Annotated in this window: 19 protein-coding genes; 12 read left to right on the forward strand and 7 right to left on the reverse strand. The window is 55.4% G+C overall.

Features of this window, described 5'->3' with window-relative positions; translation table 11 throughout:
* Positions 1 to 73: 73 nt before the first annotated feature.
* The 5 genes from artM to LOC22_RS17925 form a co-directional block, all read right to left on the reverse strand.
* Complete coding sequence (artM, locus tag LOC22_RS17905) at positions 74 to 742, reverse strand: arginine ABC transporter permease ArtM (protein ID WP_003858369.1); 669 nt, start codon at positions 740 to 742, stop codon at positions 74 to 76.
* Positions 742 to 1458 (reverse strand): arginine ABC transporter permease ArtQ, encoded by a 717-nt coding sequence (gene artQ, locus LOC22_RS17910; protein WP_003858367.1) that lies wholly within the window; start codon positions 1456 to 1458, stop codon positions 742 to 744. Before artQ ends, artM begins: the two co-directional genes overlap by 1 nt.
* Before the next feature lie 6 nt (positions 1459 to 1464).
* Positions 1465 to 2196, reverse strand: a complete 732-nt coding sequence (gene artI, locus LOC22_RS17915) for an arginine ABC transporter substrate-binding protein ArtI (protein ID WP_006174322.1) — start codon at positions 2194 to 2196, stop codon at positions 1465 to 1467.
* Between the two features lie 19 nt (positions 2197 to 2215).
* A complete protein-coding gene (gene artP / locus LOC22_RS17920; protein ID WP_006174323.1) occupies positions 2216 to 2944 on the reverse strand; it encodes an arginine ABC transporter ATP-binding protein ArtP in 729 nt (242 codons plus the stop codon).
* A 226-nt stretch (positions 2945 to 3170) separates the two neighbouring features.
* On the reverse strand, positions 3171 to 3689 hold the full coding sequence (locus LOC22_RS17925) for a lipoprotein (RefSeq protein WP_015571007.1): 519 nt from the start codon (positions 3687 to 3689) through the stop codon (positions 3171 to 3173).
* 97 nt (positions 3690 to 3786) lie between these two features.
* On the opposite strand from LOC22_RS17925, the gene LOC22_RS17930 reads away from it, so the two are divergent.
* From LOC22_RS17930 to LOC22_RS17940, 3 genes are all read left to right on the forward strand, one after another.
* Positions 3787 to 4110, forward strand: a complete 324-nt coding sequence (locus LOC22_RS17930) for a heavy metal-binding domain-containing protein (RefSeq protein ID WP_006174327.1) — start codon at positions 3787 to 3789, stop codon at positions 4108 to 4110.
* Positions 4107 to 4937: an N-acetylmuramoyl-L-alanine amidase gene (locus LOC22_RS17935; protein ID WP_015571006.1), complete on the forward strand. Its 831-nt coding sequence runs from the start codon at positions 4107 to 4109 to the stop codon at positions 4935 to 4937. Before LOC22_RS17930 ends, LOC22_RS17935 begins: the two co-directional genes overlap by 4 nt.
* A gap of 269 nt (positions 4938 to 5206) precedes the next feature.
* Positions 5207 to 5830: a helix-turn-helix domain-containing protein gene (locus tag LOC22_RS17940; protein WP_015571005.1), complete on the forward strand. Its 624-nt coding sequence runs from the start codon at positions 5207 to 5209 to the stop codon at positions 5828 to 5830.
* Here LOC22_RS17940 and LOC22_RS17945 read toward each other — a convergent pair.
* Complete coding sequence (locus LOC22_RS17945; protein WP_015571004.1) at positions 5827 to 6465, reverse strand: hypothetical protein; 639 nt, start codon at positions 6463 to 6465, stop codon at positions 5827 to 5829. The genes LOC22_RS17940 and LOC22_RS17945 overlap by 4 nt on opposite strands.
* The gene (locus tag LOC22_RS17950; protein WP_032103424.1) at positions 6465 to 8027 is read right to left on the reverse strand and encodes an ExeA family protein; all 1563 of its coding nucleotides are present in this window, start codon (positions 8025 to 8027) and stop codon (positions 6465 to 6467) included. Before LOC22_RS17950 ends, LOC22_RS17945 begins: the two co-directional genes overlap by 1 nt.
* 300 nt (positions 8028 to 8327) lie before the next feature.
* Here LOC22_RS17950 and gspC point away from each other — a divergent pair, with 300 nt between their 5' ends.
* Genes gspC through gspK form a run of 9 tightly spaced genes read left to right on the forward strand, consistent with a single transcriptional unit; the run spans position 8328 to position 16612 of the window.
* A complete protein-coding gene (gspC, locus tag LOC22_RS17955) occupies positions 8328 to 9059 on the forward strand; it encodes a type II secretion system protein GspC (protein WP_017693723.1) in 732 nt (243 codons plus the stop codon).
* Positions 9060 to 9072: 13 nt separating this feature from the next.
* Positions 9073 to 10989, forward strand: a complete 1917-nt coding sequence (gspD, locus tag LOC22_RS17960) for a type II secretion system secretin GspD (RefSeq protein WP_015571003.1) — start codon at positions 9073 to 9075, stop codon at positions 10987 to 10989.
* A gap of 13 nt (positions 10990 to 11002) precedes the next feature.
* Positions 11003 to 12481 (forward strand): type II secretion system ATPase GspE, encoded by a 1479-nt coding sequence (gene gspE / locus LOC22_RS17965; RefSeq protein ID WP_319023526.1) that lies wholly within the window; start codon positions 11003 to 11005, stop codon positions 12479 to 12481.
* On the forward strand, positions 12481 to 13689 hold the full coding sequence (gene gspF / locus LOC22_RS17970; RefSeq protein WP_017384864.1) for a type II secretion system inner membrane protein GspF: 1209 nt from the start codon (positions 12481 to 12483) through the stop codon (positions 13687 to 13689). Before gspE ends, gspF begins: the two co-directional genes overlap by 1 nt.
* A gap of 3 nt (positions 13690 to 13692) precedes the next feature.
* The gene (gene gspG / locus LOC22_RS17975) at positions 13693 to 14142 is read left to right on the forward strand and encodes a type II secretion system major pseudopilin GspG (RefSeq protein ID WP_003858352.1); all 450 of its coding nucleotides are present in this window, start codon (positions 13693 to 13695) and stop codon (positions 14140 to 14142) included.
* Positions 14142 to 14627 carry a type II secretion system minor pseudopilin GspH gene (gspH, locus tag LOC22_RS17980; protein WP_023296201.1) on the forward strand — a complete coding sequence of 162 codons (486 nt, stop codon included), beginning with the start codon at positions 14142 to 14144 and terminating at the stop codon, positions 14625 to 14627. Before gspG ends, gspH begins: the two co-directional genes overlap by 1 nt.
* Positions 14620 to 15000, forward strand: a complete 381-nt coding sequence (gene gspI, locus LOC22_RS17985; protein ID WP_015571001.1) for a type II secretion system minor pseudopilin GspI — start codon at positions 14620 to 14622, stop codon at positions 14998 to 15000. The genes gspH and gspI overlap by 8 nt, the downstream gene beginning before the upstream one ends.
* Complete coding sequence (gspJ, locus tag LOC22_RS17990; RefSeq protein ID WP_023296202.1) at positions 14997 to 15605, forward strand: type II secretion system minor pseudopilin GspJ; 609 nt, start codon at positions 14997 to 14999, stop codon at positions 15603 to 15605. Before gspI ends, gspJ begins: the two co-directional genes overlap by 4 nt.
* Complete coding sequence (gene gspK / locus LOC22_RS17995) at positions 15602 to 16612, forward strand: type II secretion system minor pseudopilin GspK (RefSeq protein WP_023296203.1); 1011 nt, start codon at positions 15602 to 15604, stop codon at positions 16610 to 16612. Before gspJ ends, gspK begins: the two co-directional genes overlap by 4 nt.

The following is a 16612-nucleotide window of genomic DNA, read 5'->3' on the forward strand; positions in this document are numbered from 1 at the left end:
TTAATGCATAAAAAAATGCGGGTAACCCATCAGGTTACCCGCACTACGAAAACAGCTTTATGCATTAAGTCGATTAATTTCTGCGCTCAAACGCCAGCGCCTTACGCTCGATAAGACGCATCATCAGGGTCAGCAGACCGTTGACCACCAGATAGACCAGACCCGCCGCACCGAACACCATCACGTCGTAGGTGCGTCCGTACAGCAGCTGTCCGTGGCCCATCACTTCCATCAGGGTGATGGTGTAGGCCAGAGAGGTACTTTTGAACACCAGCACGACTTCGTTGGAATAGGAAGAGAGGGCGCGCTTAAAGGCATAAGGCAGCAGGATCGCCAGCGTATCCTTCTTGCTCATGCCCAGCGCCCCGCAGGACTGCCACTGGCCTTCCGGGATCGCGCGAATGGCACCGTAGAACAGCTGCGTGGTATAGGCCGCGCTGTTCAGGGAGAGGGCAATCAGGGCGCAGAGCCATGGCTCAGAGAGCAGATGCCAGATAACCGGATATTCCTGTAACGACGGGAACTGGCCCGGGCCGTAGTAAATCAGGAAGATCTGCACCAGCAGCGGCGTTCCGGTAAAGAGCGTAATGTAGCCACGTACAATCCACACCAGCACCGGCGTTTTCAGCGTCAGGACGATGGTGAAGATCAGCGCCAGGATCAGCGCCACGATGATAGACGCGACGGTCAGCGTCAGGCTGGTGTGCAGCCCTTTCATCAGTTCGGGTAAATAATCCAGCATCAGCCTGGTCTCCGTTCAAAACGCGTTGCGCGCAGATCAATACGCTTCAGAACGTACTGGCTCAGCAACGTGATCACCAGGTAGATAGCCGCCGCGACGATGTACCAGGTAAACGGCTCCTGCGTACGGGTGGCGATACTTTTGGTTTGCAACATCAAATCGTTCACGCTGATCAGGCTCACCAGCGCGGTATCTTTCAGCAGTACCAGCCACTGGTTACCCAGCCCTGGCAGGGCATGACGCCACATCTGCGGCATCACCAGGCGGAAGAAGATCGCCGCTTTCGACAGACCCAGCGCCTGGCCGGATTCCCATTGACCCTGCGGTACCGCTTTCAGCGCGCCGCGCAGCGTTTGTGACGCATAGGCCGAATAGAGCAGGGAGAGCGCAATCACGCCGCACAGGAACGGGCTGACGTCGAAGTTCTCAATCTGCATCTGCACCGGGATCTGCGCAAAGCCGAGATTAATCGTGAAGCCGTCCGACAGCGTTAACAGCAGCTGTGAGGAGCCGAAATAGATAAACAGGACCACCAGAATTTCCGGCAGTCCACGCAGCACAGTCACCAGCGCTGAACCGAGCCATGCGACAGGGCGCCACTTAACGGACTCCCACACCGCAAAGAACATCGCCAGTACGAGGCCGATAATCAGTGCACAAACGGCAAGGCCGACGGTCATCCCGGCGGCGCTTGCTAAAGGAAAAATTTCATTCATCAGGAATTACTTCTGGAACCATTTTTTGTAGATGGTTTCGTAGGTGCCGTCTTTCTTCACTTTTTCCAGCGCAGCGTTGAATTTCTGCTGCAACTCGGTATTGCCCTGACGTACGGCAATACCCAGACCTGTACCGAAGTAGTCTTTATCGGTCACCTTGTCACCCACGGCGGCCAGCTTGTCGTTCGCTTTCAGCCATTCAGTCACAACAGCCGTGTCCCCGAACACCGCATCGATACGACCGTTTTGCAGGTCCAGCTTCGCATTCTGGTAGCTGTCATACGGCACGGTGGTGATTTCCGGATGCTTATCCATGATGAATTTCTGGTGCGTCGTGCCGTTCTGCACGCCCACTTTCTTGCCTTTCAGCAGATCAACAGAGGCGTATTTCCCTTTCTGACCGATGAACAGCGCAGAGTTGTCATAGTAAGGGGTGGTGAACAGAACCTGTTTTTCACGCTCAGGGGTGATGTCCATGCCCGCCATTACGGCGTCGATACGACGGAACTTCAGGCTTGGGATCAGGCTGTCGAAGGCCTGGTTGCTGAAGGTACAGGTCGCATCAATCTCTTTACACAGGGCGTTAGCCAGGTCCACATCAAAGCCGACAATCTTATTGTTGGCATCAATGGATTCAAACGGAGGATAAGACGCTTCAGTGGCGAAACGAATGGTCTGAGCTGCGGTAGCGGAAAGGCTGACGCTAGCGAGCAGCGCGGCAATCAATACTTTTTTCATTATCTTTTTCCCTAACACATCAGTGTGATAAGTAGTTTTTGAAGGCGTCGGTTTGCGGTTGAGTGAAACAACTCGCATCACCTTGCTCAACGATATACCCGTTTTCCATGTACACCACGCGGCTGGCGGTTTTGCGCGCCACTTCCACTTCATGGGTAACGATGACCTGCGTAATATTGGTTTCCGCCAGTTCACGAATAATGCTGACGATCTGGGCGGTAATTTCCGGGTCCAGCGCGGCGGTAGGCTCATCAAACAGCAGCACGGCTGGCTCCATCATCAGCGCACGGGCAATGGCCACGCGCTGCTGCTGACCGCCGGAAAGGTGCAGCGGATAACGATCGCTGTACGGCTTAAGGCGCAGACGCTCCAGCAGCTTTTCGGCACGCGCCATCGCCTGGTCTTTGCTTAAGCCAAGCACGCGGCACGGCGCTTCAATAAGGTTCTGCACCACCGTAAGGTGAGGCCAAAGATTGTATTGCTGGAATACCATGCCGACGTTTTGACGCAGTTCGCGGATCGCTTTATCAGAAGGCGTTTTGGCGAAATCGAAATGGTTACCGGCGATCGCCAGCGTACCTGAACGGGGCATTTCAAGCAGATTAAGGACACGCAGAAGAGAGCTTTTTCCCGCGCCGCTTGGGCCGAGCAAAACCAGCGTTTCGCCCTCCGGGCAACTCAGCGTAATGTCGAACAGCGCCTGGTGTGCGCCGTAGAAGCAGTTAATGCCGTTTAGTTTAATACTCATCGGGGCAGTCTTTACTCATCCAGGCAATCTATAGCAATTGAGGCCGCAGATAGTACCGTTGACAGAATAGTTATGCAATATTTCTGCGTTAAAAGTTAAATATAACCCGTATTTACTCTTAAACATAGCACAAAATAGCGACGGGAATGGGGGGCGAGTATAAATGTCGGCATTCCGCAGGAAATGCCGGACATTTTACGGGGTTAACGTTTATTGAACGGATGCGTTAGCGGTTCTCAATCGACTGGCGAAGGGTGCCCGCCGGGGCATGAACGCTGCCGCCAATGTAGCGCACATCGTCTATTGCCCAGCACTGGCCTTCACGGATCATCAGCACCTCATCCTGCCAGGTTTGCGTCCCCTGGGTGAGCTTCACGCGCAGGGGAATATTGCGTGCGTCGGTATTCGGTATGGTGGACGCGCTGGCGACGTCGGCGCTGTCCGGGAGCGTGGCGCGGCTGGAGAACGGATCGGATGACAGCAGGGCGTTATGCTGCGGATCGCGCGAAGCGTCGGTGAGCAGTTTCGCCAGATTATCGCTCAGGTACGGGCGCAGGGCGGTCAGGTCATTACCGCGATGCTGAATACGGTAATCATAAAATTGTTGCGCCACGGCATCCGGGCCACCCTCAATACAAGGGCCGCTGCGGGTTCCGATATCCTTAAAGGCTGGCGTGACCGGCGTTGTGCAGGCGCTGAGCACCAGCGCGCATGGCACTAAAAGCGTTAAAGCAGAGTAGCGCATGTTGATTTCCTTATTTATTAACTATCCTTTCAATCATAGCGTAACGAACCGATAATGCTGTCGCTAACGCATTGAACGCTAAAGAAGGAGAGAAAGTATGCAATTTTCAACAACGCCAACCCTGGAAGGTCAACCGATTACCGAGTACTGCGGCGTGGTCACCGGTGAGGCGATTCTGGGCGCCAACATTTTCCGCGACTTTTTTGCCGGCATTCGGGATATCGTCGGCGGACGCTCCGGCGCGTACGAGAAAGAGCTGCGTAAAGCGCGCGAGATTGCGTTTAAGGAGCTGGGCGAGCAGGCCAAAGCGCTGGGCGCGGATGCGGTGGTGGGCATTGATATCGACTACGAAACGGTCGGAAAAGATGCCAGCATGCTGATGGTGAGCGTAAGCGGCACGGCGGTGAAAACCCGTCGATGAAGCGTTCGCTCTCAACCCTCCTGCTGGCGATGTTGCTGGCAGGATGCGCCTCGGAAGAGGGCATTGTTGATAAAGGCGCGTACGAGCTGGATACGCGCCATCAGGCGCAGGCGGCCTACCCGCGTATAAAGGTGCTGGTTATTCACTACACCGCCGATGATTTCGACACCTCGCTTGCGACCCTGACCGATAAAAACGTCAGCTCTCACTATCTCATCCCCGCAAAGCCGCCAGCTCCGCAGGGCAAACCGCGTATCTGGCAGCTGGTCCCTGAGAGCGAACTGGCCTGGCATGCGGGCATCAGCTTCTGGCGTGGCACCAACCGCATAAATGATACCTCCGTCGGCATTGAGCTGGAAAACCGCGGCTGGCGGAAAACCGGTGACGTGAAAACCTTTACCCCCTTCGAACCGGGGCAAATTGCGGCGCTGATCCCGCTTGCCAGAGACATCATCGCCCGCTACGACATTAAACCGCAGAACGTGGTGGCACACTCGGATATCGCCCCGCAGCGTAAAGACGATCCTGGCCCGCTGTTTCCGTGGCGCGAACTGGCGCAGCAGGGTATCGGAGCCTGGCCCGATCCGGGGCGCGTGAATTTTTATATCAACGGGCGACCGCATTATCAGCAGGTTGATACCGCAGCACTGCTCGATTTGCTGGCGCGCTACGGTTACGAGGTGCCAGAAAACAGTACGCCCGAACAGCAAAAACGCATCATCATGGTTTTCCAGATGCATTTCCGTCCGCAGTTATGGAGTGGCGTTGCAGATGTTGAAACCATGGCGATTGCTGAAGCACTTTTAGAGAAATACGGGCAGGGGTAAACCTTCGGATTACCCCCGAATGAGTATATTTTAGCAAGTTTCTATCAGATTAATCCTAAGTACAAACTCATTTCATTTTTAGTTAATTGACTTAAAATTATCCCGATTTAAGATGGACACATAGCGCGCTAAGTAATTTGGCGAATTAATAAAAAGCTTCACTCTTTTTTTGTTTATTCTTGACGTTTTCATCAGGAAAAATATTTATGGCTCGGTAACAACACCGTGGCCATGCTTTTTAAAAATCACATCTTAAATCGGGTATAACAATGTTAAGCATCTATGGAAAAAAATTACGTCCGCAACATGAAATGGAAAAGATCATTTCTGCAACCTCAGGCGTTGAAGAAAGAACGTTAAAAAAATGGCAGAAAATTTCCACTTCTGATTCCGACTATATTCATATTATCGTCAGCGGTGAAGTCGAATTTCGACGTGAATCTGACGAACTGTGCATGTTCACCGTCACCGGGCAATGCATTTTCGGCCTGTCGTCAATGTATTACAGCGCCACCCATATGTACGGCCTTGTTCGGACGAATACGGTTGTTCGCTCGATCAAGAAAGAGGTCTTCGCCCAGCTGATGACCGAAAAAAATCTGTGGCCAGAACTGACCAAAGTCCTTTCCTGGTACATCTGCATGCTGAGCAAACGTGATGATGTTCTGGTTGCCCGCAGTGCGTATTCCGTTGTCCGCGAATTTTTATATGAGATTAACGACCTGATTGTTCAACAACAGCGTGATATTAACGTTTATGATTACATTCAGGAATACACTAACCTGGCACGTAGCACTATTATTAAAATCCTCTCCGATCTGAAAAAGGGTCAATATATTGTGGTGGAAAAAGGTCGACTGCTTAACCTTACCGCACTGCCTGAAAAATATTAATACCTGCTCCCGCCGTCTCCTTTTTCACTGAAAGGAGAACGGCTATTTCCACTGTTTTTTACACTGGCTTGTGAATTATCCTGCGTTTCGTCAACCGGCGGCGCGGGAATTTTTCCTTGAGAATAATCCTGCTCCTGCTCTTTTAGCGCCTGCTTAAATAATTCCGTTAATGATGACTCTTCACTGCCCGTGCTGGCGGGAGCGTTATCGTGCTCATGCGCTTCGGTCCCGGGTAAGGTATCCCGCGAGGCGTCGTGTGGCACTGCGCCGTCGGGCGCTTGCTGCCAGTCGCCATCATCACTGTTGATCGGCAGATCCTGCATCGATGGAACATCAACTGGCACTGGCGCAGCTTTAGGTTGCGGATGCGGGAACGGTTTACTCACGTACACGTAATGCATATCCGAAAGCTGCGTTTCCGGTTTCGCAACGCTGGCGTTGACCGGTTCAGGCGCCGGGTGGTGCAGGTTCCAGTAGACGTGCATATACAGGCCGACAACCAGCATGACGCAAATCCCGACCAGCCATAACGCTGTTTTGCCGAATACGTTTTTCAGGCTGGGGAGACGGTACGAAAACCAGACCGCTTCCCCGGTTGTATAGCTGCGCTGGGCCGCAAGGCAGATGGTCGACATTAGGCTTTCTTCTCCTGCATTTTCGCGTCCGGGGTGGTGCGGGTGGTCTGAATCAGTACGCCCGGCGTGCTGTTGGTCACGCGCATCAGCTGCATCAGCGTATCTTCGCCGGGGATGCCATCCACGTGCAGATGCATTTTTTGCTGGAACTCGCGGGTGCGTTTCATCATCTCTGTGGTCCAGATCCGGGCATGCGTTTCGGGCTGGCTCAGCGCCAGGCTTAATTGCTGATCCAGCCAGGCCATATCTTTGCTGTCGCTGGCCGCGCCGATCGCGTCTTTACCTTCCGGTGTCAGGCGGTGCAGCTGGGTGAAGTTGCCGGTCGCGTGCCGGTTAAACCAGCTGCGGCTCACCTGCCAGGTCCGGTTATTCATTAACAGGTCAATGGACGTGTTCCCGACCCTGGCGATCACCGCATAGTTAAGATGGCCGCTGGTTTTCAGTTCACTGACCCACGGATACCCTTCCTGCGCCAGCGTCTCCGGCGACGCGTTCCCCTGTTTACACATCAGGTTCACTTTGGCGGCGTTCTGGCACAGCGCATCTTCGGCCGAGGCGTCATACCCCCACATGAGATACAGCTGATGCATCGCATCCGGCTGATTAACTATTTCGTTGTCGATAACCGGCACTACGGGCGCTTCGACTTTTAGCGATTGCTGTTTCCAGCTGACGGGCACCGGCAGCTGGATCGGCAGGCGTGCACCGATCGATGAGGTCAAATACCAGCCGCAGGCGGCAAACAGCACGGACGCAAACAGCCCCACGGTCGCCAGGCGCTTACCGTGTTTTTGGGCGGGCAGGATCTCTCCCGCCGCCAGACGTAAATGACGTGGGCTGACCTGGGCCGCGCGTTCCGTCCAGGCGGCGAGCATTGACAGGTGCGCCAGCGCGTTCAGTTTGCTGATGTTGCCTTTGGTTAGCGTGTGCATTTTGCGCACGCGGGCAGGCGGCAACGGCGAGTTTTCGCAGCCGTGTTCTTCGCACTGGGCCTGTACATAGCTCAGGTATTCGCGGCAGGTCAGGGGGCGCAGGGCATGATGCGTGTGCGTATATTCGCGCAGTTCAGGTTGCTTTAGCAGGATCTCCTGATCCGCATTGCCCGTCAGTACCACGGCGAGCCGGAAGTTCAGCTCCTGGGCGCGCGTGAGCAGCGTTCCCAGGACTTCACGGCAGCTCTCCTTCATGGCTTCGGCATGGGCGATCGTCACTACTCTGGATTTCGCTTTCCCCTCCTGCCACTGGCGCAGGACGGCATCCACCGCCTGCATGCGATCTTTAATCGCTTTCGTTCCCGGGTTGAGTTTGTACAGCAGGCTACTGGCACTCAGTTTGGGAAACGCGTTGATGGCAAGAACGGTATGGTTGCTGGCTTTCAGCGCGTCGATGAACAGACCCAGAAGCGGAGCGTCGTCGCAAAAAAGCCCGATAATTCCCGCCAGCTGGGTTTTCTCTTTCAGCAGGTTGAACACGTCCTGATGATAAGGCACCAGAAAATCACCGGATAAACGGGTGATTGTCCTGAATGGCGGATTTTTAAAATTAAAGTGGCTCTGATACATAACGACTTACCGTCTCTGATTAGGAATAGCAACAGCAGCAGAAAGTAAGGTAATGCCCCTGAGCGGTCAATTTGCAGACAGAGTAAAAATATCCAGCCGGCTGCGCCTAACATCTGGAATTTATACGGTCAATATTTTTCTTTATGAAAGTTGGTGGCGAAGTCAGTGGTCGCGTTTGCAACAGCTTATTACTATTTTCCTCCATATTGGCGCAGTATGACGCTGCTTATTTTTGCTTTGCTATAGGCCGGATAAAAAATGAGGTTCTCATTTCTGTCACGGTGGATAACGCCTTGTATTATGTTTTTGCTGCTCATTTTTTGTGGCCAGCAAGGCTATCTCACCTTTAAAGATTATAAAAAAGTTATGAATAAGTTTGCTAATTCTGACCTACAGCCGCTGAAAAAAACGCGCGAAGACAAACCCTTCACGCTTTTTACGGCTGCCGTCCGTCAGGAGAATTTATCGGCTGCGGCAAAACCCCCGCTGGCGGCGGAGATTGAAGGCATTGTGCGCAGTGATGACGCCTGGCTCTCCTTCGCTGTCATCAAAACCCCGGGCGGCCAGCGAAGCTACCGCGAGGGTGAACCGCTCGCCGGGTTTAACGACGCATTTATTCAGGAAATAAACAAAGATAATGTGGTGGTTAATTATGAAGGTGCTACGCAGGTACTGGCGTTAAATAAACCGGACTATTTTAAGGGGGGCGTGGAGAGCGGCCCGGTTACAAAATCGACGAAAGATGCTGGCGCAGAGAGTGTGCATCTTGATGATTATCTGGTGTTAAAACCCATCATTGAAAAAGGCCGACTGGAAGGCTACAGGATAAACCCAAGGAATGCCTCCGCCTTTTACAGTCAGTCAGGTCTGGAAAAAGGCGATGTGGCGATTCAGGTTAACTCTGTCGATATGACCGATGAAGCAAAAGCGAAAAGCATTATTGCCAACTGGTCGAAAATGAAAGAAGCGGAGGTCATCGTACGACGTCACGCTCACCTTGAAAATATTCGGGTTAATGTTCTAAACAATTAATAAGTGTGCAGACATGAAAAAATTTCCCTGGGCGTGCGTGGCGCTGACCGCATTGTCGTTATATTCCAGTTCGCTGCTTGCAGCTAACTTTAGCGCAAGTTTTAAAAATACTGATATTCGCGAGTTTATCGATACGGTAGGTCGCAATCTCAACAAAACTATTCTGGTCGATCCGTCCGTCCAGGGAACCGTCTCGGTCAGAACCTACAACGTGCTGACGGAGGATGAGTATTACCAGTTCTTCCTGAGCGTGCTGGATCTCTACGGCCTGTCGGTGATCCCGATGGACAACGGCATGGTCAAAGTGGTGCGCTCAAGCGTAGCGCGTACCGCCGGTGCGCCGCTGGCAGACAGCAAGAACCCGGGCAAAGGTGACGAGATTATCACCCGCGTGGTGCGTATGGAAAACGTACCCGTTCGCGAGCTGGCCCCGCTGCTGCGTCAGCTCAACGATGCCACCGGCATCGGGAATGTGGTCCACTTTGAGCCGTCCAACGTCCTGCTGTTAACCGGTAAAGCCTCGGTGGTGAACCGCCTGGTGGATCTGGTTCAGCGCGTCGATAAAGACGGTATTCAGCGCCGCGAAATCATCCCGCTGCGCTTTGCCTCTGCCAAAGAGCTTTCGGATATGTTGAATAACCTCAACAACGAAGAGCAGAAGGGGCAGAATGCGCCGCAGCTGGCGACTAAGGTGGTGGCGGATGACGAAACCAATAGCCTGGTGATCAGCGGCTCGGAAGATGCGCGCGCGCGTACCCGTTCCCTTATCCATCAGCTGGATCGCGAGCAGAATAACGAGGGGAACACCCGCGTCTTCTACCTCAAATATGCCAGCGCCACCAAAGTGGTACCGGTGCTGACGGGGATTGGCGAGCAGCTGAAAGACAAGCCGGGCGCGGCCAAAGCGAAAACCGCGAGCGCCTCAACCGACCTGAATATTACCGCCGACGAGTCGACCAACTCCCTGGTGATCACCGCGCAGCCTAACGTGATGAACTCCCTGGAGAAGGTGATCGACAAGCTGGATATTCGCCGTCCGCAGGTGCTGGTGGAAGCGATCATTGCCGAAGTGCAGGACGGCAACGGCCTGGATCTTGGCGTGCAGTGGACCAGCAAGCACGGCGGCGTGCAGTTTGGCGCTACCGGCCTGCCAATCAGCCAGATTAAAAATGGCACCATGAAAGGGGCGAGCTTCACGGGCCTTGCGACCGGCTTCTTTAACGGTGATTTCGGTGCGCTGGTGACCGCGCTCTCCACCGACGGTAAAAACGACATCCTCTCCACGCCAAGCGTGGTCACGCTGGATAATAAAGAAGCGTCGTTCAACGTCGGTCAGGATGTGCCGGTGCTTTCCGGTTCGCAAACCACCAGCGGCGACAACGTCTTTAACTCGGTTGAGCGTAAAACCGTGGGGACCAAGCTGAAGATTGTGCCGCAAATCAACGATGGCGACATGATCCACCTGAAGATTGAGCAGGAAGTATCCAGCGTCGACAACAGCGCAACGGAAGATTCCAGCCTCGGCCCAACCTTCAACACGCGCACGATCAATAACGAAGTGATGGTCCACAGTGGCCAGACGGTGGTGCTCGGCGGCCTGATGGAAAATGTGACCAAACAGTCGGTCTCCAAAGTGCCGCTGCTCGGCGATATCCCGCTGGTCGGGCAGCTGTTCCGCTACACCTCGCAGGATACTTCCAAACGCAACCTGATGGTGTTTATTCATACCACCGTCCTGCGTGACGACGACAACTACAGCGCAGCCTCGAAAGAGAAATATGATCAGATCCGGGTGCGCCAGATGCAGCGCGTGGAAGAGAAAAAGCTCGGTATTGTCGAGCCGAGCGACAACGCCGTACTGCCAGCGTTTCCTGCCGCCAGCACTGCACCCGTGAAAACCCACGCGGCACGCAATCCGTTTAAAGAGTAAGGCGGGGGGAAACGTGGACGAACTGACTAAAACCCTGTGTAGCAGCAACTACGCAAAAGAAAACGGCGTTCTGCTTTACAACAATGACGTCTATATCCGTGAGGACACCCCGGCGTTAGCGCTGCTGGAGGTGCGCCGGGTGCTGGGACGCGCGTTTGTCCCGGTTACCCTGGCGCCGGAAGCGTTTGACGAGATGCTGGCCAAAATCTGGCAGCAGAGCAGCGGCGTGTCGCAGCAGCTGGTGGACGACATGGACGCGGATATCGATCTGATGGCGTTAACCGAGGAGATCCCGGATAACGAAGATCTGCTCGATAACGACGAAAACTCGCCGGTGATCCGCCTGATCAACGCCATTCTCGGCGAGGCGGTGAAGGACGGCGCGTCGGATATTCATATCGAAACCTTCGAGCGCACCCTGAACATACGCTTTCGCGTTGACGGCGTGCTGCGCCCGGTGCTGCAACCGGCGCGTAAGCTCGCCCCGCTGCTGGTGTCGCGTATCAAGGTGATGTCGAAACTCGACATCGCCGAGAAACGCCTCCCGCAGGATGGCCGTATCTCCCTGCGCATCGGTCGCAAGGCTATCGACGTGCGCGTCTCGACCATTCCGTCCCAGTACGGCGAGCGCGTGGTGATGCGCCTGCTCGATAAAAGCAATCTCAAGCCCGACATCAACAAGCTGGGGCTGATTGATGAAGAGCTGGAGAAGCTGAAAGGGCTGATCGACCGCCCGCACGGGATCATCCTCGTTACCGGCCCGACGGGTTCCGGTAAAAGTACCACGCTGTACGCCATTCTTTCGGCGCTGAACGGCCACGAACGCAACATTCTGACCGTGGAAGATCCGATTGAGTACGAGCTGGAAGGGGTGGGGCAGACGCAGGTTAACCCGCGCGTGGACATGACCTTTGCCCGCGGGCTGCGCGCCATTCTGCGTCAGGACCCGGACGTGGTGATGATCGGGGAAATTCGCGACGGTGAGACCGCCCAGATTGCGGTGCAGGCGTCGCTGACCGGTCACCTGGTGATGTCGACGCTACACACCAACAGTGCCGCAGGGGCGATAACCCGTCTGCGGGATATGGGGCTGGAGTCCTTCTTAATCGGTTCATCGCTGCTCGGTGTCATTGCCCAGCGTCTGGTGCGTCGGCTGTGTACGCACTGCCGGACCACCAGTCCGCTGGACGCCAATGAAAAAGCGCTGTTCAGCTTTATGGCCGCGCCGCCAGACGCGATTTACCGCGCGGTGGGGGGCGAACACTGCCGTCAGAGCGGCTATCAGGGCCGCGCCGGTATCCATGAATTCCTGGTGGTGGACAGCGCCATGCGCCGCGCCATCCATGAAGATAAGGACGAAATGTCCCTCGAAACGCAGCTTTTTAAGCAGGCCTACAGCCTGCGTGAAAACGGGCTGCTGAAGGTGATCGGCGGCGTGACGTCTCTGGAAGAGGTCATGCGCGTCACCGCCGAACGTGGGGGGGATGCGTAATGGCTTTCTACGCCTGGACGGCGACGGATGCCGCGGGGAAAACACAGCGCGGGACGTTACAGGCCGAGGGGCAGAAGCAGGTTCGCCAGTGGCTTCGCGAGCAAAAGCTGATGCCCGTCAGCATCACCGAAACCCGCGAAACGGCGGCTGGCGGGAAAGCGAAAACCGGGGTGAAGCTCTCCACTCCGGTGCTGTCGATGTTTACCCGTCAGCTTTCGACGCTGGTCAACGCCGCGCTGCCGCTGGAGAGCGCGCTGAAAGCGATCTCGAAGCAGACGGAAGACAAAAAGCTGGCGGCGATGGTGGTGGAGATCCGCGAGAAGGTGGTGGAAGGCCACACCCTGTTCGATGCCTTCAGCCAGTTTCCGCGCACCTTCGACAAGCTTTACTGCACGCTGGTGATGGCCGGGGAGAAAACCGGTCACCTGGGCGACGTGCTGGAAAAGCTGGCGGAGTACAACGAGCAGCGCCAGAAGATGAAAAGCAAGCTGACGCAGGCAATGGTCTACCCGATAACCCTCACCGTGGTCGCCATCGCGGTCATCAGCATCCTGCTGGTGGCGGTGGTGCCGCAGGTGATCGAGCAGTTTACCCACATGAAGCAGCAGCTGCCGATCACCACCCGGACGCTGATTGCGGTCAGTGATTTCCTGCAAGCCTGGGGCATTTATATTGTGGGCATTCTGGGGGGCGGCTTTATCGGCTTCAAAACCTGGCTGAGGAATGCCAAAAACCGTTTTCGTTGGCACAGCTGGCTGGTGAACGGCTCGCCGATTAAAAAGCTGGTCTGCGCCATCAACAGTGCCCGCTATATCCGTACCCTGAGCATTTTGCAGGCCAGTAGCGTGCCGCTGCTGGAGGGAATGTATATCGCGATGGACGGTATTGAAAACCGCTATGCCCGGCAGGTGCTGGAGCAGGCCGCCGACACCGTGCGCCAGGGGGCGTCGCTGTATGCGGCGCTGGAACAGGCGAAATTATTCCCGCCCACCATGCTGTATATGATTGCCTCCGGTGAAGAGAGCGGGGAATTAGGTAATTTAATGGATCGCGCGGCGGAAAATCAGGAATCGGCCTTACAACATCGAATTACATTAACGCTGTCGGTCTTTGAACCGGCGCTGGTGGTATCCATGGCGACGATTGTTTTATTCATCGTTCTGTCAATATTACAACCGCTTCTGCAACTTAATAATATGGTAGGTTAAATCATGGCTTTAAAACGTAAAAACCTGGCTCGCCAGGCGGGCTTTACATTGCTCGAATTAATGGTGGTCATTGTTATTCTCGGCGTACTGGCGAGTATGGTGGTGCCAAATTTAATGGGCAATAAGGAAAAAGCCGATACGCAAAAAGCAACCAGCGATATTGTCGCGCTCGAAGGCTCGCTGGATATGTACAAGCTGGATAACCACCGCTACCCGACCACAGAGCAGGGTTTGCAGGCGCTGGTGACCAAACCTGAAATCGCGCCAATCCCGAACGGCTACCGCACGGACGGCTATATCCGTCGCCTGCCGCAGGACCCCTGGGGCAATGATTATCTTCTGGTGAGCCCGGGTGAACACGGCGCGGTGGACGTCTTCTCAGCCGGTCCGGACGGCGAAGCCAATACCGCCGATGACATTACAAACTGGTCTCTGGATAAGAAAGAGAAATAATGAAAAATCAACGCGGCTTTACGTTACTGGAAATTATTCTGGCGCTGGTGATATTTGCCAGCTGCGCCATGATGGTGGTGTCCACCATTCCTTCGCGCAGCGGCGCGGATATATTTGGCCAGCAATTAAAAGCGCTCGTTGATTATGGTTCAGACCGTGCGGTGATGGACGGAAATATTGTCGGGCTGGTGATCGCCACCGATAAATATCAGCTGGTGACGATCGCCGATAAAAATGGCGAGCGGCACTGGATGCCATTATCTGCCGGACGCATTAACACCAAAGGTGATTTTCCGGAAGAGATGCATGTGTCGCTTTCGCCGCAGCGTCTGGCCGCGACGGTGACCTCCGAGCCGCAGGTGATCTTTTTACCGGACGGTGAAATCAGCCGCTTTACGCTGACGCTGCAAAGTTACGACAAACAGCACCATTTCCGCGTGGTGTCGCACGGTGCGGCGCCGGTATCGGTAGAAAACGATGGCTAACGGCAACAAAAAGCAAAAGGGGATGACGCTGCTGGAGGTGATGGTCGCTCTGGTGATTTTCTCCACCGCCGCGCTGGCACTGATGAACTCGGTCTCCCTGAACGTGCGTTTTACCCATGGCCTGGCCGATACCTTGCAGGCCAGTTGGGTGGCGGAAAATCAGCTGGCGGAAGCACAGCTCACCCGAACCGACTTCCCGGATGCTGAACAGCAGGGGACGGAAATCATGGGCGGGCGCAGCTGGAACTGGCGTAAGCAGCGGGTGAAAACCGCCGACAACGTCTGGGCGAATACCCTACGCGTGTATGCGGAAAGCGATGAGAGCCAGCCGGTTATCTCCCTGCGCATCATTCCGCCGGGAGAGAGCAAGTGAAGAAAACGCGACGCCAGCGCGGATTTACCCTGCTGGAGATCATGATTGCGCTGACTATCTTCGCGGTGATCAGCACCCTGGCCTGGCAAATTCTGGACGGCGCGATGCGTACCAGCTCGGCCACCGATGCCAGCGCCGCAAAGCTCAACCAGCTTCAGCGCGCCTGGAGTCTGATGGAGCGTGATTTTTTCCAGCTTCAGGCGCGCGCCCCGCGTAATGAGCCGGAGCTGTTTCGTCAGGAGGGCGATGCTCTTGAACTGACCACCCTGAATGGCGTGAGCGGAACGGTCCAGCTGGAGCGCGTGCGCTGGCGGCTGGAAGAGGGGCGTTTGTATCGCGACGTCTGGCCGGTCATTGACGCTCCGGCGGACGTTAAGCCTGACGAAGTGCCCATTGTCAGCGGCGTAAAATCATTGCAGTGGCGGTTTTATCGTCAGGGCTGGCAGACAGCCTGGCACGACGCTGCCCATCTGCCGGACGGCGTGGAGGTTACGTTGACGATGGAAAGCGGGGATACCTGGCGCTGGGTGTTCACTACACCGGGTGATATGCCGGAGGTGGCCGCTGCCGCAGCGCCAGCGCCTTCGCCGGAGACCAGACCATGAAACGGATCCGTCAACAACAGGGCGTCGCCCTGCTGGTGGTGCTGATTTTGCTGGTGATGATGTCGGCGCTGGCCGCCAAAATCAGCCAGCAGTTCTGCCGTAATTTGCAGAAAACGCATTATCAGGTAAGCCAGCAGCAGCTGCGCTGGGCGATGCAGACCCAGGAAAAAGTGGTGAAGGACCGGTTACAGACCGACGCCAGCGGCGAGAGCAAGCCGCTGGCCCTGGACGGCGACTGGCATCAGCCGCTGGAGACGCAGGGTGAGGACTATACGGTCGTGAGCCAGGTGGAAGATGCGCAGGACTGCTTTAACGTCAATAACCTGTTGACCGCCGACATCGCACCCCAGGGGCAAAGCGCTCCCGCGGTGGCGGAAAAACCGCGTAAAGCGCGGATTGTTGAACAACTTCTGACGGAAAGCGGCCTCAGCCCGGGCACGGCGGAGGCGGTCTATTTCCAGCTGGTGGATTATCTCGATGGTGACAGCACCACGGCGAAGGAGGGGGCCGAAAGCGATGCGTGGGCTGGCGTCGTGCCCGCGCGGCAACCGGCAAATCAGATGATGCGCAGCATCGCGGAAATCAAACTGCTGCCTGCGTTCCCTGTTACGGCGTATCCGAAGGTGAGCAAGCTGTTATGCGCGCTGCCGGACGCTGCCAGCAAGGTTGATGTCAACACCCTGCAACCGGAACAGGCCGCCGTGCTGGCGGCCATGTTCCCCGGAAAACTGACGCGGGATGACGTCGTTCGCCTGTTGGATGCGCGTCCGGAATCGGGCTGGGAAAATATGGAAGCGTTCAGCAAAGCGCTGGAGCAGGCCTTCCCGCAGTTAAAAGACGATCTCCCGCAGGTGGCGGATCAATTTTCTATAAACAGCCGGTACTTCCGCGTGAATTACACCGGCAATACCGATGAATTAACGCTTCGCGTGGTCAGCCAGCTTCAGGTGAATAACGAAGCCGGTGAGATCGTGACGTGGCAGCGTCGTTACCGAATGATTGAATAA

Source organism: Enterobacter sp. AN-K1 (genome assembly GCF_020971765.1).
GTDB classification, from domain to species: Bacteria; Pseudomonadota; Gammaproteobacteria; order Enterobacterales; family Enterobacteriaceae; genus Enterobacter; species Enterobacter hormaechei_C.

What these genes read in the sequence shown, in the direction of transcription:
- artM (WP_003858369.1), bottom strand. Translation starts at nt 742, where the DNA reads ATGCTGGATTATTTACCCGAACTGATGAAAGGGCTGCACACCAGCCTG.
- artQ (WP_003858367.1), bottom strand. Translation starts at nt 1,458, where the DNA reads ATGAATGAAATTTTTCCTTTAGCAAGCGCCGCCGGGATGACCGTCGGC.
- artI (WP_006174322.1), bottom strand. Translation starts at nt 2,196, where the DNA reads ATGAAAAAAGTATTGATTGCCGCGCTGCTCGCTAGCGTCAGCCTTTCC.
- artP (WP_006174323.1), bottom strand. Translation starts at nt 2,944, where the DNA reads ATGAGTATTAAACTAAACGGCATTAACTGCTTCTACGGCGCACACCAG.
- LOC22_RS17925 (WP_015571007.1), bottom strand. Translation starts at nt 3,689, where the DNA reads ATGCGCTACTCTGCTTTAACGCTTTTAGTGCCATGCGCGCTGGTGCTC.
- LOC22_RS17930 (WP_006174327.1), top strand. Translation starts at nt 3,787, where the DNA reads ATGCAATTTTCAACAACGCCAACCCTGGAAGGTCAACCGATTACCGAG.
- LOC22_RS17935 (WP_015571006.1), top strand. Translation starts at nt 4,107, where the DNA reads ATGAAGCGTTCGCTCTCAACCCTCCTGCTGGCGATGTTGCTGGCAGGA.
- LOC22_RS17940 (WP_015571005.1), top strand. Translation starts at nt 5,207, where the DNA reads ATGTTAAGCATCTATGGAAAAAAATTACGTCCGCAACATGAAATGGAA.
- LOC22_RS17945 (WP_015571004.1), bottom strand. Translation starts at nt 6,465, where the DNA reads ATGTCGACCATCTGCCTTGCGGCCCAGCGCAGCTATACAACCGGGGAA.
- LOC22_RS17950 (WP_032103424.1), bottom strand. Translation starts at nt 8,027, where the DNA reads ATGTATCAGAGCCACTTTAATTTTAAAAATCCGCCATTCAGGACAATC.
- gspC (WP_017693723.1), top strand. Translation starts at nt 8,328, where the DNA reads ATGTTTTTGCTGCTCATTTTTTGTGGCCAGCAAGGCTATCTCACCTTT.
- gspD (WP_015571003.1), top strand. Translation starts at nt 9,073, where the DNA reads ATGAAAAAATTTCCCTGGGCGTGCGTGGCGCTGACCGCATTGTCGTTA.
- gspF (WP_017384864.1), top strand. Translation starts at nt 12,481, where the DNA reads ATGGCTTTCTACGCCTGGACGGCGACGGATGCCGCGGGGAAAACACAG.
- gspG (WP_003858352.1), top strand. Translation starts at nt 13,693, where the DNA reads ATGGCTTTAAAACGTAAAAACCTGGCTCGCCAGGCGGGCTTTACATTG.
- gspH (WP_023296201.1), top strand. Translation starts at nt 14,142, where the DNA reads ATGAAAAATCAACGCGGCTTTACGTTACTGGAAATTATTCTGGCGCTG.
- gspI (WP_015571001.1), top strand. Translation starts at nt 14,620, where the DNA reads ATGGCTAACGGCAACAAAAAGCAAAAGGGGATGACGCTGCTGGAGGTG.
- gspK (WP_023296203.1), top strand. Translation starts at nt 15,602, where the DNA reads ATGAAACGGATCCGTCAACAACAGGGCGTCGCCCTGCTGGTGGTGCTG.